Source organism: Thioclava sp. F34-6 (assembly GCF_002213235.1).
In the GTDB taxonomy this organism is placed as follows: Bacteria; Pseudomonadota; Alphaproteobacteria; order Rhodobacterales; family Rhodobacteraceae; genus Thioclava; species Thioclava nitratireducens.
This window is the reverse complement of the sequence record NZ_NBOA01000003.1, coordinates 171578-187763: the sequence shown is the minus strand read 5'-3', so window position 1 is coordinate 187763 and position 16186 is coordinate 171578. Positions and strand designations below refer to the sequence as shown.

Genomic DNA, 16186 nt, shown 5'->3' with positions numbered 1-16186 from the left:
ATCTTCCGCATAGACCCGCACAATATCGAGCGTCGCCTCCATTTGTACCCTTATCAAAGCCGGCACACGAGAAATCGCCGAACCGGCGAGCGGCCCGGTGGCCGCCGGGGCAATCGGTCATGGAACAAAGGCCGGAGAACGAGCGTTCGCCCCCCTGTCGGATTTATATCCATACCGATGGAAGCGCCTTTGGCCCCCTTGCGGTCACCAGCATGTGCCTGCCGCTCTCGGAACCTTGCGAAGGCGCCTCGCATTCGGTCAGCAACATCATCACGAACAGGAGCAGAGCATGGCGAAAATCGCATTTCTTGGCATGGGAGCGATGGGCTCGCGGATGGCGCGAACCCTTCTGGATGCGGGCCACGATCTTGTCGTCTGGAACCGGACGCCGGAGCGCTGCGACCCGCTGATCGAGGCCGGAGCCACCGGCGCGAAGACCCCGCGCGACGCCGCCGCAGCCGCCGAGTTCACGATCTCGATGCTGCGCGACACCGATGTCTCGCGCGAGGTCTGGTGCGACCCGGAAACGGGCGCTTTCGCAGGTCTTCCGGAAAGTTCCGTCGCAATCGAAAGCTCGACCATTACGCCCGAAGGTGCGGCAGAGCTGGGCGAATTCGCCCGCGAGCGTGGGCTGACCTTTCTGGAAGCGCCGGTATCGGGCACGCTGCCACAGGCCGAGAACGGCGCGCTGGTCTATTTCCTCGGCGGTGAGGCTGAGACCGCCAAGCGTGTGAATGACGTGCTCGAGCCGCTCGCCAAGGCACAGCATCATGTCGGCACGTGGGGCATGGGCGCGCGAATGAAGCTCGCGACGAACGCCATGCTGGGCGTTCAGGTCGCGGCCTGGGCGGAGATCATTCCGATGCTGGAGCGCGGCGGCATGGATATCGATCTTGCGCTCGAGGCGCTCTCCTCCACCCCGATCTGGACGCCGAACGCGCCCTATATCACCGGCACGATGCAGCGCTCGGATTTCACCCCGCAATTCCCGGTCGACCTGATCTCGAAGGATTTCCACTATGCCATCGCCGAGGGCGGAGAAGCGCGGATGCCGATGACCGAAGCCGCCAAACGCCTCTTCGCGCGGGCGAGCGAAGCCGGCCATGGCGATGAGAACATGACCGGCGTCGTGCAGGTGAACCGCGACTGACGCGCCGTCAGCCAGCCGGTTGCGGGATCAGGATGCGGTCGAAGAAATCCGCGACCGCGTCCACCGCATCGAGCGGCAGAACCTGCGCGACATATTGATCGGGGCGCAGCACCAGCAAGGCGCCCTGCACCCGGTCGATGCCGCGCAGATCGAAGATGTCGGGGCCGGTGACGTCGGGGCAGAAGACCTTCTCGTAATCGACCAGCCCGTAGCGCCCCTTCTTGGGCCGCAGGAGCGCGGGCAGCGCCTCGATCAGCATCTCGCGGTGGGGCGTCTGGAAGACTGCGCGAAGGTCGATGACGCTGTCGATATCCGCGCCCTCCGGCGTGAAGCGGTGAAGCAGCCCCTCCGGCCCGTTGAGCCAGTCGCATAGCTGCGCGATCGCCCCGCCTGTCTCGCCACTGTCGCCTTCCGGCGCGAAGGCCAGAAGCCGCCAGCGTCCATCCGCCTTGAACGCCTGACCCAGCTGCATCGGCTTCGCATCCGCCAAGCGCACCACCGGCGCAGAGTGGAACCGCTTGCCCACGACCTGCCCGGCAGCGAGTGCCTGATGCGCTGTGTCGCCGATCAGAAGCCCCGACGCGTATTGCGTTTCGACCCCTGCGGTATAGCGCCCGTGCTTCTGGAAATAGGCCTGAAACTGCGCCTCTTCCTCCTTGGTCTGCGGCTTCGCGCTGAACAGCCGCGCCATGTCTCGGTCGAAATCGATGAGCTCCTGCGCCTTGGCCTGCCGCTCCTCCGAATAGGTCCGGAGAAGGCCTGGCCGCGCCTGCCCGCGCAGCACGGCAGCCAGTTTCCAGCCGAGGTTGAACGTATCGGCCATCGAGACATTCATCCCCTGCCCGGCCTTCGGGCTGTGGGTGTGACAGGCGTCGCCCGCGATGAAGATGCGCGGCTCGGTCGCGCCGTCGCCGTCTCTGTCGCTGTCGCTATCGTCGAACCCGTCGCAGACACGCTGGCCGATCTCATAGGCCGACCACCATGCGACCTCCTTCACTTCCAACGTATAGGGAGCGAGGATGGCCTGCGCCTTTTCGATCAGCATCTCGGCGCTGACATTTCGGTCGGCGGCGCGTTCGTCGCCATGCAGCGCGTCGAGCTCGATATAGAACCGCACCAGATAGCCGCCTTCGCGCGGGATGATCAGTACGCTGCCCTCGGCGGATGACTGGATCGCCGCCTTGAGCCGGATATCGGGGAAATCGGTGACCGGCAGCACATCCATCACGCCCCAAAGCTGGCGCGCGGATTCGCCGTGCAATTCGCGCCCGATGGATTTGCGCACCGTGCTGTGCGCGCCGTCGCAGCCGACGACATAGCGCGCGCGGATCGTCTCGGTCCCGCCCGGCGCATCGAGGCAGTCGAATGTAGCGACGAGCGGATAATCGGGATCGTCGGTGCGGGTGAGCATGGTCAGCGCGCGGTCGTAATCGGGGGTCAGGCGGCGCGGGCCGTTGCGCATCGTCTCGAGGTAGAAATCATGGACCCGCGCCTGATTGAGGATGACATGCGGCATCTCGGAGAGATCGTCGGCCACGTCCTGAATCCGGTCGGCCCGTTGCAGCCCGTCGCCTTGCGCGCCGGGCCGCCAGAAGGCGACCTCGTTCACCCAATAGCCCTCTTTCATCACCTTTTCGGCGAAGCCGAAAGCCTCGAACATCTCGACCGAGCGGCAGGCGATTCCATCCGCCTGCCCGACTTCGAGCGGGCCGGGCTTGCGCTCGGTGATGCGCACGGAAATCTCGGGGAAGGCTGCAAGCTGCGCCGCGAGCGTCAGCCCTGCCGGGCCGCAGCCGACAATCAGAACGTCGACCGTGTCGAGCTTCTCACCCGCCTGCGGATGACGCGGCGCGATGGCCGGATCGCCGGGGTTGAACCCGTTCAGATGAAACTGCATAGCTCGCCCTCCCAATTGATATGCATACTTACCATTAGCGGAAGGACTGGCGCCGCGTCAATATAGTAAGTACACTTACATAAATCGCGGAAGAACCGGAGCGCAGCTTATGCCGAACGAATTCGAGACCATGCCCGGCCACCTTATCCGGCGGCTGAACCAACGCTCGACGGCGGTGTTTCAGAAACGGATCAAGGACGCCCCGCTGGAGCTGACCTCTGTGCAATTCGCGGCGCTCGATGCCCTGTCGCGCGAACCGGGGATGGATCAGGCGCAGCTGGCGGCGCGCATTGCCTATGACCGCGCGACGATCGGGGACGTGGTGAAACGGCTGGTGCAAAAGGGGCTCATCGAGCGGACCGTCAGCGAGACGGATCGGCGCGCGCGCAGCTTGCATCTGAGCCCCAAAGGCGCGGAGGCGCTGGAGGGCGCACGGCCAGTGGTGACTCGGCTGCAGGCGGAAATCCTGGAAGGGTTGAGCGAGGAAGAGGCCGCGCAGTTCATCGTGCTCGCCCGCAAGGCGGTCGCCCCGCAGGACTGAAAAGGGAGGCGGATCGCGCCGCCTCCCCCAAATCTTTCCGTCCGGACGGGCTCAGCCCTTCTTCAGGTCGAGCTTGTCCATCGGCATCGAACGCACGCGCTGCCCGATCAGCACCGAGACCGCGTTCGCGATCGCCGGCGGCACGGCGGGCAGCGGCGGCTCGCCCACGCCCCCCATCTTCGCACCACTCTCGATCACCTTCGCATGGATGCGCGGCGCCCGCGCGCCCCCGAGGATCGGGTAGTAGTCGAAGTTGCGCGCCGTCGGCTTGCCATCCTTGTAGACGACCTCTTCGATCAGCGCCTCCGAGGTGCCGAGGGTCGCAGCACCCATGATCTGCGCCTTGATGATCGATGGATTCACGATGCTGCCCGGGTCGAGCACGTCCCAGACGTCATGCACCACGATCTTGCCGTCCTGGATCGAGACTTCGGCAATCGCCGCAGCCTCGCTGCCGAAGGGCGAGGCCATCGCGACACCGCGGGCGCGGCGGGTGCCATCCTCGGCATCGAAGGGACCACGCTTCCAGCCGCCCGACAGATCGCCGACCGCTTTCAGCAGATTTGTCAGACGCTCGTTCCCTTCGAGCAGCTTCATGCGCAGCTCATAGGGGTCCTGCCCGCCCGCATCGGCCATCTCGTCGAGGAAAGCCTCGTAGAAGAAGTCGTTCATCGAATGGCCGACCGAGCGCCAATAGGCGAGCGAGGTCGGGTTCTCGACATAGTTCTGCGCAATGCGGCGGTTCGGGATCGCGTAGCTCTTGCCGGTCAGCCCCTCGACGGCCATCGCATCGACCTTGTCGGGGTTGTGACCGTTCAGCGCCTCGGTCGGACCTTCGCAGGCGGAGATCGCCTCCAGCGCCACCGGCATGCCGTTCTTATCCAGCGCGCCACGGAAACGCACCGCCGCCATCGGGCGTAGCGGGTCGCGCAGGAATTCCTGCTCGCGCGTCCAGATCACCTTGATCGGCTTGCCGACCTCCTTCGCAAGCTGGACCGCCTGCGGGAAGGGGTTGGCCGACGGGTACAGAAAGTGCCGCCCGAAGAAACCACCCAGCATCGGCGAGTTGACCTTCACCTGCTCGGGCTTGATCCCCGCCGCATCGGCGATCTGGGTCTGGAACTGCTCGGGCGCCTGGTTGGGCAGCCAGATGTCGAGCGTGCCATCCTCGTTGAACCGCGCCAGCGTCGAGGCTGGTTCGATCTGGGCGTGGTGCAGATACTGGCTCTGGTAGGTCGCATCGACCGTCTTCGCTGCCCCGTCGAAGCCCGACTTGATGTCGCCTTCGCTCTCGGCCTCGGTGCCGTCGCCCTTGGTGTTGGCCAGTTGCTTGGCGAACTCCTCGGTCGAGAAATCGGCGGGCATGTAGCGGATTTTGGACTTCTCCTCCTCGCTCGGCTCCTGCCAGTCGACCTTGGCGGCTTCGACCGCCGTTTTCGCGTCCCAGAAGCGCTCGGCCACGACAGCCACCGCGCCGTCGAGCTTATGCACCGACATGACGCCGGCCATGCCCTTCACCTCGTCGAGGTTGCTGATATCGCCGGGTTTCAGCCCCAGACGCGGTGCGTGCTGGACGGCTGCGTGGAGCATACCGTCGACCTTGGCATCCATCGCATACATCGCCTTGCCGGTCGATTTCTCGTAGACGTCGACGCGCTTCACGGGCTCGCCGATCCACTTGAAGTCTTTCGGGTCTTTCAGCGTCACGGAATCCGGGCTGGGCACTTCCTGGTCGAGCGCATCGCCCGCCAGCTCGCCGTAGCCCACCGACTTGCCGGAGCCCTTGTGGACCACCTTGCCTGGCTCGGTCGACAGTTCGGACACCGGCGCGTCGAGCTTCTTCGCCGCTGCTTCCAGCATCATCTGCCGTGCAGCCGCGCCGAGCTTGCGCATCGTGTCGTAGCTGGTACGCACCGACATCGAGCCGCCGGTGATCCGCATCTTGCCGTAGACCACGAGGTAATCGCTGCCTGCAGGTGCGTTCTCGACGATGAAGCTGTCGGGGGCGACGTCCATTTCCTCGCCCACGATCTGTGCCATCGCGGTGAAGACGCCCTGCCCGCCTTCGTTGAAGGGGCTCAACAGACGGACCTTGCCGTCCTTGCGCAGCTCGAGGAAGGCCGGGACGTTGGCGCCGGGCGGCATCTCCTGCGCGGCAGCCGCAGCCTTGTTGGGCGCGACGCTCAGGCCGAAGCCCAGCACGAGCGAGCCCGCGGTGATACCGGCCGAAGCCAGCAGGAAGCGGCGACGCGAGACGTTCTCGGGCGCGCCGGTCGGGTAGCCGGGATCGGAAATCTTGGGATCGTGGTCGTTCATTGCGCATCCCCCCCTTTCGCTGCATCGGTACCGGCAATCGAGGCGATCGTATCGTTGATCGCGTTGTAGGTGCCGCAGCGGCAAAGGTTGGTCATAGCTGCCGTGATGTCATCTTCGGTGGGCTTGTCGTTCGACTTCAGCAGCGAGGTCGCCGCCATCACCTGACCCGATTGGCAATAGCCGCATTGCGGCACTTCCTTGTCGACCCACGCCTCGACGACACGCTTGCCGACGGGGTCGTTCTCGATCTCTTCGATGGTGGTGACTTCACTGTCGCCCACCGCGCTGACCGGCAGCACGCAGCTGCGCTGCACGGTCCCGTCGAGCAGCACCGAACAGGCGCCGCATTGCGCGATCCCGCAGCCGAATTTCGTGCCGGTCATGCCCAGCTCATCGCGGATCACCCATAGGAGCGGGGTATCCGGGCCGGACTGCACGTCGACGGACTTGCCGTTGATCTTCAATTTCATGAGTTCCTCCTCGCCGTTTTATCGGTGAGCGCCCGCGCGGCGCTTGTTGGCCGACCTTCACGTAGGGCGCACACGGCGCGAGGCACTAAATTTTCGTGAAAACTTCGCGAGAAGAGGGAACCGTCTCGGGTGCCGAGGCGTCAGCGCGGCGCGACGCCCTGCCCTCGGTCCGGTTCCGTGAAAGCAGGGACACAGCGCACCGCGCCGATGCCGTTCGAGACGCGCGTGGCGCTTGCGCTCAGCCGCGCCAGGTGCGGATGGGGCCGCAATCGACATGCACGAAATGCTCGCTCGGATAGTAGCCGACACCGCCGCCACGGATACGCAGGGCCACCTTGTGCAGCATGCTGGTCGAGACATGCGGGTGCGTGATGTCGAGCGCCTCGCCGCGCATGTGGAAGCTGTGCGTCGCGCCATGCACCAGCCGGTTCGTCTTCGGCGTGCGATAGCCCGACACCAGCATCAGCGGCGTGCTCTGCTCGAGGAGCTTTTGCATGTTGTAGGCGATGTTGATCGTGCGGTTGTCGATCTTCACCTCCTTCTCCTGACGCCAGTCGCGGGCGATCCGGTAAAACTCGCGCATCGCCTGCTCGTCATATTGCCCCTTCGAGAAATAGACTGCGTCGAAATTCTCGTTGGTATGGGGGTTGTGGAAGCTCAGGCGACGCTCGTCCGTCTGACCTGCTGCCTGTGCCGGGGTGACGATGTAGGGGGTTGCAAGTACGCCCGCCGCGCCCAGGAGAAACTCGCGTCGAGCCAGACCCGTTGCCTTTGCCATGATAGATGTCCCTTCAAATTCGTATCGAAGGGCGCAAATTCGAAATTTCGGGACGGAACAAAAGGGCGGGCCCGGGTTCCATCGACGGAACCGGCAGCCAAATGCCGAGTTGTCAGCGACGACTTGCCGACAGATGCCTTTGCCTCAAGGTCATCTGAACGGTTGTGATCTCTTGAAACCCGCTCAGCCCTTGCAGGTCACGACGGCGAGAGGGAGCGCGAGGGCAGCCTCACACGGGGGAGAGGCCGGATTTCCGCTTCCGGACACGTCACCGCGCCTGAAAGCTCCACCCGATTCGCCCCGTGGAGACTTGGACCCCACGAAGACGCAGCAGCTTCGCGGTGCGCCTTTCGGTCACCTGTAAGTCCTGCCTAACGCCGAATGTCGACATGGGTTCCGGAAAAAATCGGCATGCGTGTGGGATTGGTCGCACTCGCGCGCGGGGAACAGCGCGCAGCTGGGGGCGTTCGTCCCTGCGCGCCATCCCTGCCCGCCTCTCATTCTCAGACCGCCGAAAGGACCGACCCATGCCCGAGCAACCGACCCCGACCGAACGCGAGGCGATGGCCCGTTTGATCGCCAAGGCCAAAGAAGCCGCACAAGAACCGGGCAAGGCGGGGATCGCCGCCGCGATCCTGCGCGACGGGGAGATCATCGCCGAAGGCGAGAACGAGGTGCATCTCGACTGCGATCCGACCCGCCATGCCGAGATCGTCGCGATTGCGAAGGCGACACGCGCGCAGAACGACCCGTCGCTCGATGGCTGCGTGTTGCTCACCACCTTGCAGCCCTGCGAAATGTGCCTCTCGGCAGCGCGCTTCGCCGGGATCACGCGGATCATTTTCGGCGCGCAGAAGGAAAACGTCGCCGGAAAATATTTCGTCTTCCCCGACCTGACACTGTCGGAATTCCGCACTGCGGGCGGGGCTTTCGAGGCGATCGGCGGCGTGCTGGAAGAAGACGTCGTCGCGCTCTATGCCGACGGCGAGGAATGATGCCTGCTGCAGACAGTGAGCGTGACAGCAAAAAGGCGGGGCCGCCCCCCCGCCTTTTCCCGTTCTCGTAGACGACCGGCTCAGCCGCTGATGCTCTTGGCCGAGGCCATGCCCGGCGCTTTCGATTCACCGCCCAGCTTGTCGCGGACCGCTTTCTCGATCCGAGCGCCAATGTCACCATCGACGTTACGCCAGTACTCAAACGCCCGCTGCAGCACCTTCTCGCTGACGCCATCGCAGAGGTGTCCGGTGACGTTGGTCACGAAACGCTCGCGCGCCGCGTCATCCATCACCTCGCGCACCAACGCGCCCGCCTGGCTCCAGTCGTCGTCATCCTCGCGCTGTCTGTAGGCCTCGCGCACCATCTCGCCATCGGCATACCAGAGGCCGGCCTCGGCCTGCTGCGGATGCGCCTCCGGACCGCCGTAGGAATTCGGGAAATAGACCGGGTCTTCCGACTTGTTCACCCGCATCTCGCCGTCCTTGGTATAGGCGTTGACCTCGCTTTGCGGCTTGTTCACCGGGATCTGCTTGTAGTTCACCCCGAGCCGCGCGCGATGCGCATCGGCATAGGAGAAGCCCCGCGCCAGAAGCATCTTGTCGGGCGAGAGACCGACGCCGGGCACCATGTTGTTGGGCTCGAAGGCCGCCTGCTCGATCTCGGTGTGGAAATCGGTGGGATTGCGGTCGAGAACCATCTTGCCGACCTCGATCAGCGGGTAGTCTTCGTGCGGCCAGATCTTGGTCAGGTCGAAGGGGTTGATGCGATAGGTCTTGGCATCCTCGAAGGGCATGATCTGGAAATACAGCGTCCAGCTCGGATGGTTGCCTTCGGCGATCGCGTTGAACAGGTCGCGGCGGTGAAAGTCGCTATCGGCGCCAGCCATCTGATCGGCTTCGTCCTGCGTGAAATGGGCGTTGCCGTCGCCTTGGTCGGTCTTGAAATGGAACTTCACCCAGAACATCTCGCCGGCTTCGTTGACGAGCGAATAGGTGTGGCTCGAATAGCCGTTCATCTCTCGCCAGGTGCGCGGGATGCCGCGATCGCCCATCAGATAGGTCACCTGATGCGCGCTTTCGGGCGAGAGGGTCCAGAAATCCCACTGCATGTCGTGATCGCGCAACCCGTTATCGGCGCGGCGCTTCTGGCTTCGGATGAAGCTCTGGAACTTCAGCGGGTCGCGCACGAAGAAGATCGGGGTGTTGTTGCCCACCATGTCGAAATTGCCGTCCTCGGTATACATCTTCACCGAGAAGCCGCGCGGGTCGCGCCATGTGTCGGGGCTGCCGCGCTCGCCGGCCACGGTGGAAAAGCGCGCGACGATGTCGGTCTTCGCACCCGGCTGAAACACTTTCGCCTTGGTGTATTTCGAGACGTCGCCCGTGACCTCGAAATAACCGAACGCGCCCGAGCCCTTGGCGTGCGGCTGACGCTCCGGAATACGTTCGCGGTTAAAATTCGCCATCTGTTCGATGAGGTAGTGATCGTTCAGAACGATCGGACCGTCGGAACCGACCGTGAGCGAATGTTCGAGACTTTGGACGGGGGCGCCCCCGTCTGTGGTGGCGGGGCGTCCGCGCTTGTCGTTCGTCATGTCGGAACCTCTGATATTGGAGAATAATGGTTCCGAAACGCGGGGGGTATGGCGGAGTTCCTTGAAGTTTTCCCGACAGAATTCACGGCTACGGCATATGACGCAGCCCGGCTGGGCACGATCGCCAGCTCGATCGCCTCCGGTTTTTGCGTGTCACGCTCAGGAACCGATTACATTGCGGCGCATTGGTCCCGTTGGCGCGTCGCCGTTTCTTCCGCATATTTCTTCCGCATATGGAGCCCTCAATGACCCCGAGTTCGCTGCGTTTCGATCCGTTTGCGGGGCGACCCGATACTCTTGGCGCGCGCGTCACGGGAGACGGCGTGAATTTCGCGATTTTTTCCGGAGAGGCCGAGAAGGTGGAGCTCTGCCTTTTCGACGACGAGGGCAAAGAGGAATTGACGCGGCTGGAAATGCCGCAGCAGGAGGGCGGGATCTGGTTCGGGCATCTGCCCGGCGCGCAGGAAGGCCTCGCCTATGGCTACCGCGTGCATGGACCTTTTGCCCCCGAGGACGGCCTTCGCTTCAATCCCAACAAGCTGCTGCTCGATCCCTACGCGATGGCGATGCGCGGCTATCTGAAATGGGACGACGCGCTCTTTGGCTATCCCGTCGGAGGCTCTGACCTCGAACAGGACACACGCGATTCCGCGCCCTTCATGCCGAAGGCGATCGTGGCCGATCCGCAATTCGACTGGGATCAGGATCAGGTGCTCCATCGCCCGTGGTCGGAGACCGTGATCTACGAGGCTCATGTGAAAGGTATGACGATGCGCCATCCGGGTGTCGTGCAGGCCGATCGCGGGACATTCCGGGCGTTGGCCTCGCCGCCGATCATCGACCACCTGCTGAAGCTCGGCGTGACGACGATCGAGCTGCTGCCGATCCACGCCATCGTGCAGGACCGACATCTGGTCGAGAACGGCCTGTCGAATTACTGGGGCTACAATTCCATCGGTTTCTTCGCCCCCAATCGCAGCTATCTGCCGGGCGAAGACGTGCACGAGGTACGCGCCGCGGTAAAGCGCTTCCACGAGGCCGGGATCGAGGTGATCCTTGACGTCGTCTATAACCACACCGCCGAGGGCAACGAGCTTGGCCCGACGCTCAGCTTCAAGGGCATCGACAACCGCAGCTACTACCTCCTCTCGCCGGAAAACCGCCGCCACGGCTTCGATACCACCGGCACCGGCAACACGCTCAACGTGGCCCATCCGATGGTGCTTCGCCTCGTCATGGACAGCCTGCGCTACTGGGTTGAGGCGGTGCATGTCGACGGCTTCCGCTTCGATCTTGCGTCCACCTTGGGGCGCGAGCCGGACGGCTTCGAACGTGAAGGAGCGTTCTTCAACGCGATCCGACAGGACCCGGTACTCTCTGGCGTGAAGCTGATCGCCGAGCCATGGGACGTGGGCGAAGGCGGCTATCAGGTGGGCGGCTTCCCCTGGCCCTTCCGCGAATGGAACGACAAGTTCCGCGACGACACCCGCGCCTTCTGGCGGCGCGACCCCGGCATGGTGCCGAAGCTTGCCGACCGGCTGATGGGCTCGCCCGTGCAGTTCGACCACACGCACCGGCCCGCCACCTCGTCGATCAATTTCCTCGCCGCCCATGACGGGTTCACGCTCTGGGATACGCTGAGCTACAACCACAAGCACAACGAAGCCAATGGCGAGGACAATCGCGACGGCCACGACCACAACCTGTCCGACAATATGGGCGTCGAAGGCCCGACCGACGACCCCGAGATCGACGCCGCCCGGCTGCGCCGAGCACGCGCGATGCTGGGTACGCTGATGGTCAGCCACGGCGTACCGATGATCCTCGCGGGCGACGAGATGGGCCAGAGCCAGAACGGCAACAACAACGCCTATTGTCAGGATAACGAGACGACCTGGATCGACTGGGAGGGCGCGCGGGTCGATCTGCGCGACAGCGTCGGCGCGATGATCGCGTTCCGGCAGGACTGGCGCTATCACCTCGCCCCGCCCGCCTTCGCTCCCAACGTCGCGACCCCGGTCAGCGACTGGTGGCATCCCTCCGGGCGTCAGATGAAGGACGACGACTGGCAGGATGGTGGTCTGTGCTGCGTGGGGCTGCGGCACCGGCTGGAGGGCTATCCGGAGTTGCTGATCGTCGCCAATGCGGGCGGCGCCTGCGAGTTCACGCTGCCCGGTAAAGGCTGGCACCATATCCTCGACACGACGCGGGACAATCCGCGCTGCGACGAAGCTGGGGAGGAGAAAATGAATCTGCCTTGGCAATCGCTGCACGCGTTCTGTCGCGCCGAGGAGGCATCGCCCGACGAGGCGACTTCGTGAGAGAGGCGAGCGATCCCCTGCCCCTGCGCTGGGGCGCGCATCCCGGAACAGGCGGGTCGTGGGACTTCGCCATCTGGGCCCCTGCGGCAGAGCGCGCAGAACTGATGCTGGACGGGACCGCGCATGACATGGCACCGGTCGGAAACGGCGGCTGGCAGGCCTCGATCCCGGCGCGCGACGGCCTATCCTACACGTTCCGCCTCGACGGCACCGACTACCCCGACCCCGCCGCGCGTCTCCAGCAAGGCGATGTTCACGGCCCCTCGCTGACCCACGACCCGGAGGCCTACGACTGGGGCGCCCCGTGGCATGGGCGCCCATGGGACGAGGCGGTGATCCTCGAAATCCATATCGGCACCTTCACCCCCGAAGGTACCTTTGCCGCCGCTGCGGAACGCCTGCCCGAACTGGCCGACCTCGGCATCACGGGCATCGAGATCATGCCGGTGTCGCACTTCCACGGCGCGTATGGCTGGGGCTATGACGGGGTGCTCCTGCGCGCCCCGCATCCCGCCTATGGCTCGCCCGATGAGATGCGGGCGTTCATACGCGCAGCCCAAAGCAACGGGATCGTGGTAATACTCGACTTGGTGCTGAACCACTTCGGCCCGTTCGGAAATTACCTTCATTCTTACGCGCCCGAAGCCTTCGGAGGGGAAGCTACGCCTTGGGGAGATGCGATCGACTTCACCCGGCCCGAACTGCGCGCGCTGCTGCGCGACACGGCGACGGGATGGATCGACGAATACCGCCTCGACGGGCTGCGGCTCGATGCAGTCCATGCGATCCGGGATCCGTCCGAGCCGCATTTCCTGTTTGAGCTTCTGCAAACGATCCGCGCGAAGGAGCGCGAACGCCCGATCCACCTGATCCTCGAGGACGAGCGCAACCTCCCCGATCTGCGCGAGGCCGGTTACGATGCGCAATGGAACGACGATTGGCACAATGCGCTGCATGTCGCGCTGACCGGCGAGACGCAGGGCTACTACAAGGCCCATGCCGCTGACCCGTTCGGTGATCTGGCACGCGCAATGACGCGGGGCCAGGTCGAGGAAGGTCAGACGCGGGCCGACGGGACGAAAGCTCGTGGCGCGCCCGCTGCTCATCTGCCTTGGTCCGCATTCGTGAATGCCAACCTCACCCATGACCAGGCAGGCAACCGCCCCAAAGGCGAACGCCTCCTGAGCCTGATCGGCGACGAGGCGGGTGCGGTGAGCCATGCGCTGTTACTGCTGATGCCCTTCACGCCGATGCTGTTCATGGGCGAGGAGGTCGGCTCCACAGCGCCCTTCCCCTTCTTCGCAGACCCGCCGAAACACGCCGTCGCCGCGCTGCGCGAAGGCCGAACGAAAGAGCTGCAAGGCCTCGGCTATGACACGAGCGCGATGATCGACCCCGCCTCTCCTGACACGCCGCGCCTGTGCTACCCTTACGGTGACACCAGGCGGCGCACGCGGGAGTGGTTGCGGCTGACGCGCGAACTTCTGAGCCTGCGCCGGAGGCATCTGCTGCCGCTTCTGCGCAGTGGCAAGCGCGGGCCCGGCGAGGTCACGCGCCACGGACTGAAAGCCTTCCATGCGCGCTGGCCATTCGGCGCCGGGACGCTCGACATTCTGGTTAGCCTCGGCGCGCCCGCATCCAACGCCGCGCGCCGGGACACCGCGCTGTTTTCCATGGGCGACCCGCGTCGGGACGCCTTCGCCATTGATGTGAGGATTGATTGATGCCGTCCGAGGAGCCCGCCGCCACTCATCCGATGATCGCCACCTACCGGCTGCAGCTGCGAAACGGCATAGATTTCGCGACGGCGAAAACCTTTCTGCCCTATCTCGCAGACCTGGGCGTGAGCCACCTCTACCTCTCGCCGATCTTCACCGCGACGGAAGGCTCAACCCACGGCTACGACGTCGCCAACCCGCAGGAGATCGACCCGGTCCTCGGCGGCGAGGCAGGGTTTCGCGACCTGTCGGAGGCTGCGCAGGCGCGGGGGCTGGGCGTCGTGCTCGACCTGGTGCCGAACCACACGGCACTCTCGCTCGACAATCCGTGGATACGCGATGCGATGCGCCACGGCCCCGACAGCGCATATGCTGAATACTTCGCGATCGACTGGTCCCAGAAGCTGATCCTGCCCTTCCTGCCCGAGCCGCTCGACGACATGCTGGCGGCAGGCAAGCTGCGGCTGACCGAGGATCACCGCGGCGCGGTGGAATGGGAGGGTGGATGGCTCCCGCTCGCCCCCGGGACGGCAACGCTGGGCGACGTGGCCTCCGTGCTGACGCACCAGCATTGGCAGCTGCGCGACTGGACGCGCGAACGCGGCGCGCTCTCGCATAGGCGCTTCTTCAATGTCACCGGTCTGATCGGGATGCGCGTCGAAGACCCCGCCGTCTTCGACGCGATGACCGAATTGCCGGCGCGGTTGGTGCGCGAGGGGCTCGCCCACGGGCTGCGGATCGACCATATCGACGGGCTCGCCGATCCCGTCACCTATCTCGAACGGCTGCGCCGGACTGTGGGCGACGCAGTGCCGATCTGGGTGGAGAAAATCCTGACCGGCGACGAGGCGATGCCCGCCGAATGGCAGACCGATGGCACCACGGGTTACGAGGCGGGGCGCCAGATTTGCCGCGTGCTCACCGCGCCCGATGGGTTCGAACGGCTCGACACGCTTTGGCGCGATCGCACCGGTGGCTGCGACGATTACGAGACGCTGTGCCGGGAAGCCCGCGCGCAGGTGATCCCCGAGGACCTCGCCGCCGAACTGCACCAGCTGATCGACCTCGCGCAGGCGGCGCTCGCGGTGGACCTCCTCGACCCGCCCGACGCCGAGACGTTGCGCGACGCGATGCTGGCGTTGCTGATCCACTTCCCGCGCTATCGGACCTATATCACCGCGCCGCCCGCCTCGCCCGAGGATCGCGCGGTGATCGAAAGGACCGTGGCAGGGGCCGCGGAGACACTACCGCAGCGCGAGGCGCTCGATCTGCTCGCGGGGCTTCTGTTGGGCGGCACGGATAAGGCGAGCCGCAAGTTTCGCATACGCTTCCAGCAGGTCACGGGTGCGGTGGTGGCGAAGGCGCAGGAGGACACCGCCTTTTTCCGGCACACGCGCTACCTCGCCGCGAACGAAGTGGGCGCGGAGCCGGATATGCCGGTTCTGGACGCAGAAGGGCTCAATGACTGGTTTGCGAGTGCGCAGGGACAACGCTCCGGCGGCCTGACACTCACCTCCAGCCATGACACGAAACGGGGCGAGGATACGCGGATGCGCGTCGCGGCGATCTCGCATCGTCCCGAGACTTTCGCCGCTTTGTTCGATGCCGCGATGCAGGCGGCCGCACCTGCAGCCCCCGGCTTCGTCTGGTACGCCACGCAGAGCCTCTCGGGAATCTGGGACGACCCCGCCCCCGGACCGGAGCTGTCCGAACGCCTGACAGAGCACCTCCGAAAGGCCCTGCGCGAAGGCGGAGAGATCACGCGCTGGTCCTTCCCCGACATCGAGGCCGAAGAAACCGCCTTGGACGCCGCCCGCCGGATTTGCGCGGCGTGGGAGGCGCAGCCGCCAGCAGAACTCGCGCGTCTGATCGCGACGGGGAAACGCTTGTCGCTGCTGCAACTGGCGCTCAAGATGATGCTTCCGGGCATGCCCGACATCTATCAGCGCGGGGAGCGGGCGCTCTACGAATTGACCGACCCCGACAACCGCCGTCCCTTCGCCCTGCCGGAGACGCTGACGCCTTTCGAGCGGAGCAAGTCAGAGGCCACCCGCCAGCTGCTGAGTTTACGCAGAGCGGCGGCGGAGGTGTTCCGCTCGGGCGCAGCCGAAGCCTCGGAGCGCAATGGGGTCTTCACGCTCACCCGTCGCTCGGACGGGCGCGAGATCACGCTCCGATTCTGCCGCGACCTCACCGACCTTCGTGACGGCGTGCTGTTCGAGATTTCCGATTCGAGCGCTGCGGACGCCTCTGGGACCCTCCGCTTTCCGCCACCCGGCTGACCGACCGGCGGGATCGATCCGACCGGCTTTTGACACATCGCGCGAGACCTCCCCCTAGACTCAAAGGGTTATCGGGCACCACTCGAAATAGTAAAAAAACTTGCGCGAAAATCTTACCGCGAA

General features: G+C 64.9%; 11 protein-coding genes. 6 read left to right on the top strand and 5 right to left on the bottom strand.

Going from position 1 to position 16186, the window contains the following annotated elements; translation table 11 throughout:
* The first annotated feature begins 289 nt into the window (after positions 1-289).
* Positions 290-1150 (top strand): NAD(P)-dependent oxidoreductase, encoded by an 861-nt coding sequence (locus B6V72_RS07055; RefSeq protein ID WP_088735211.1) that lies wholly within the window; start codon positions 290-292, stop codon positions 1148-1150.
* Between the two features lie 7 nt (positions 1151-1157).
* On the opposite strand, the gene B6V72_RS07050 is transcribed toward B6V72_RS07055, so the two are convergent.
* Positions 1158-3047 carry an FAD-dependent monooxygenase gene (locus B6V72_RS07050; RefSeq protein WP_088735210.1) on the bottom strand — a complete coding sequence of 630 codons (1890 nt, stop codon included), beginning with the start codon at positions 3045-3047 and terminating at the stop codon, positions 1158-1160.
* A gap of 109 nt (positions 3048-3156) precedes the next feature.
* On the opposite strand from B6V72_RS07050, the gene B6V72_RS07045 reads away from it, so the two are divergent.
* Complete coding sequence (locus tag B6V72_RS07045; RefSeq protein ID WP_240497694.1) at positions 3157-3588, top strand: MarR family transcriptional regulator; 432 nt, start codon at positions 3157-3159, stop codon at positions 3586-3588.
* Between the two features lie 51 nt (positions 3589-3639).
* Here B6V72_RS07045 and B6V72_RS07040 read toward each other — a convergent pair whose 3' ends face one another.
* The 3 genes from B6V72_RS07040 to B6V72_RS07030 all read right to left on the bottom strand — a co-directional run bounded on the left by B6V72_RS07040 (position 3640) and on the right by B6V72_RS07030 (position 7152).
* Positions 3640-5904: a molybdopterin cofactor-binding domain-containing protein gene (locus tag B6V72_RS07040; protein WP_088735209.1), complete on the bottom strand. Its 2265-nt coding sequence runs from the start codon at positions 5902-5904 to the stop codon at positions 3640-3642.
* On the bottom strand, positions 5901-6374 hold the full coding sequence (locus B6V72_RS07035; protein ID WP_088735208.1) for a (2Fe-2S)-binding protein: 474 nt from the start codon (positions 6372-6374) through the stop codon (positions 5901-5903). The genes B6V72_RS07040 and B6V72_RS07035 overlap by 4 nt, the downstream gene beginning before the upstream one ends.
* A gap of 238 nt (positions 6375-6612) precedes the next feature.
* Positions 6613-7152 (bottom strand): DUF882 domain-containing protein, encoded by a 540-nt coding sequence (locus B6V72_RS07030; RefSeq protein WP_088735207.1) that lies wholly within the window; start codon positions 7150-7152, stop codon positions 6613-6615.
* Between the two features lie 527 nt (positions 7153-7679).
* Here B6V72_RS07030 and B6V72_RS07025 point away from each other — a divergent pair.
* Entirely contained in the window at positions 7680-8147 is a 468-nt protein-coding gene (locus B6V72_RS07025) for a nucleoside deaminase (protein WP_166504562.1), read from the top strand.
* A gap of 80 nt (positions 8148-8227) precedes the next feature.
* Here B6V72_RS07025 and B6V72_RS07020 read toward each other — a convergent pair whose 3' ends face one another.
* Positions 8228-9742: a catalase gene (locus B6V72_RS07020; protein WP_088722005.1), complete on the bottom strand. Its 1515-nt coding sequence runs from the start codon at positions 9740-9742 to the stop codon at positions 8228-8230.
* Between the two features lie 245 nt (positions 9743-9987).
* Here B6V72_RS07020 and glgX point away from each other — a divergent pair, with 245 nt between their 5' ends.
* The 3 genes from glgX to treY are packed head-to-tail and all read left to right on the top strand — an operon-like array spanning position 9988 to position 16063.
* Entirely contained in the window at positions 9988-12063 is a 2076-nt protein-coding gene (gene glgX, locus B6V72_RS07015) for a glycogen debranching protein GlgX (protein WP_240497693.1), read from the top strand.
* Complete coding sequence (treZ, locus tag B6V72_RS07010) at positions 12060-13787, top strand: malto-oligosyltrehalose trehalohydrolase (protein WP_240497692.1); 1728 nt, start codon at positions 12060-12062, stop codon at positions 13785-13787. The genes glgX and treZ overlap by 4 nt, the downstream gene beginning before the upstream one ends.
* Positions 13787-16063 (top strand): malto-oligosyltrehalose synthase, encoded by a 2277-nt coding sequence (treY, locus tag B6V72_RS07005; RefSeq protein ID WP_088735205.1) that lies wholly within the window; start codon positions 13787-13789, stop codon positions 16061-16063. The genes treZ and treY overlap by 1 nt, the downstream gene beginning before the upstream one ends.
* Positions 16064-16186: the final 123 nt, after the last annotated feature.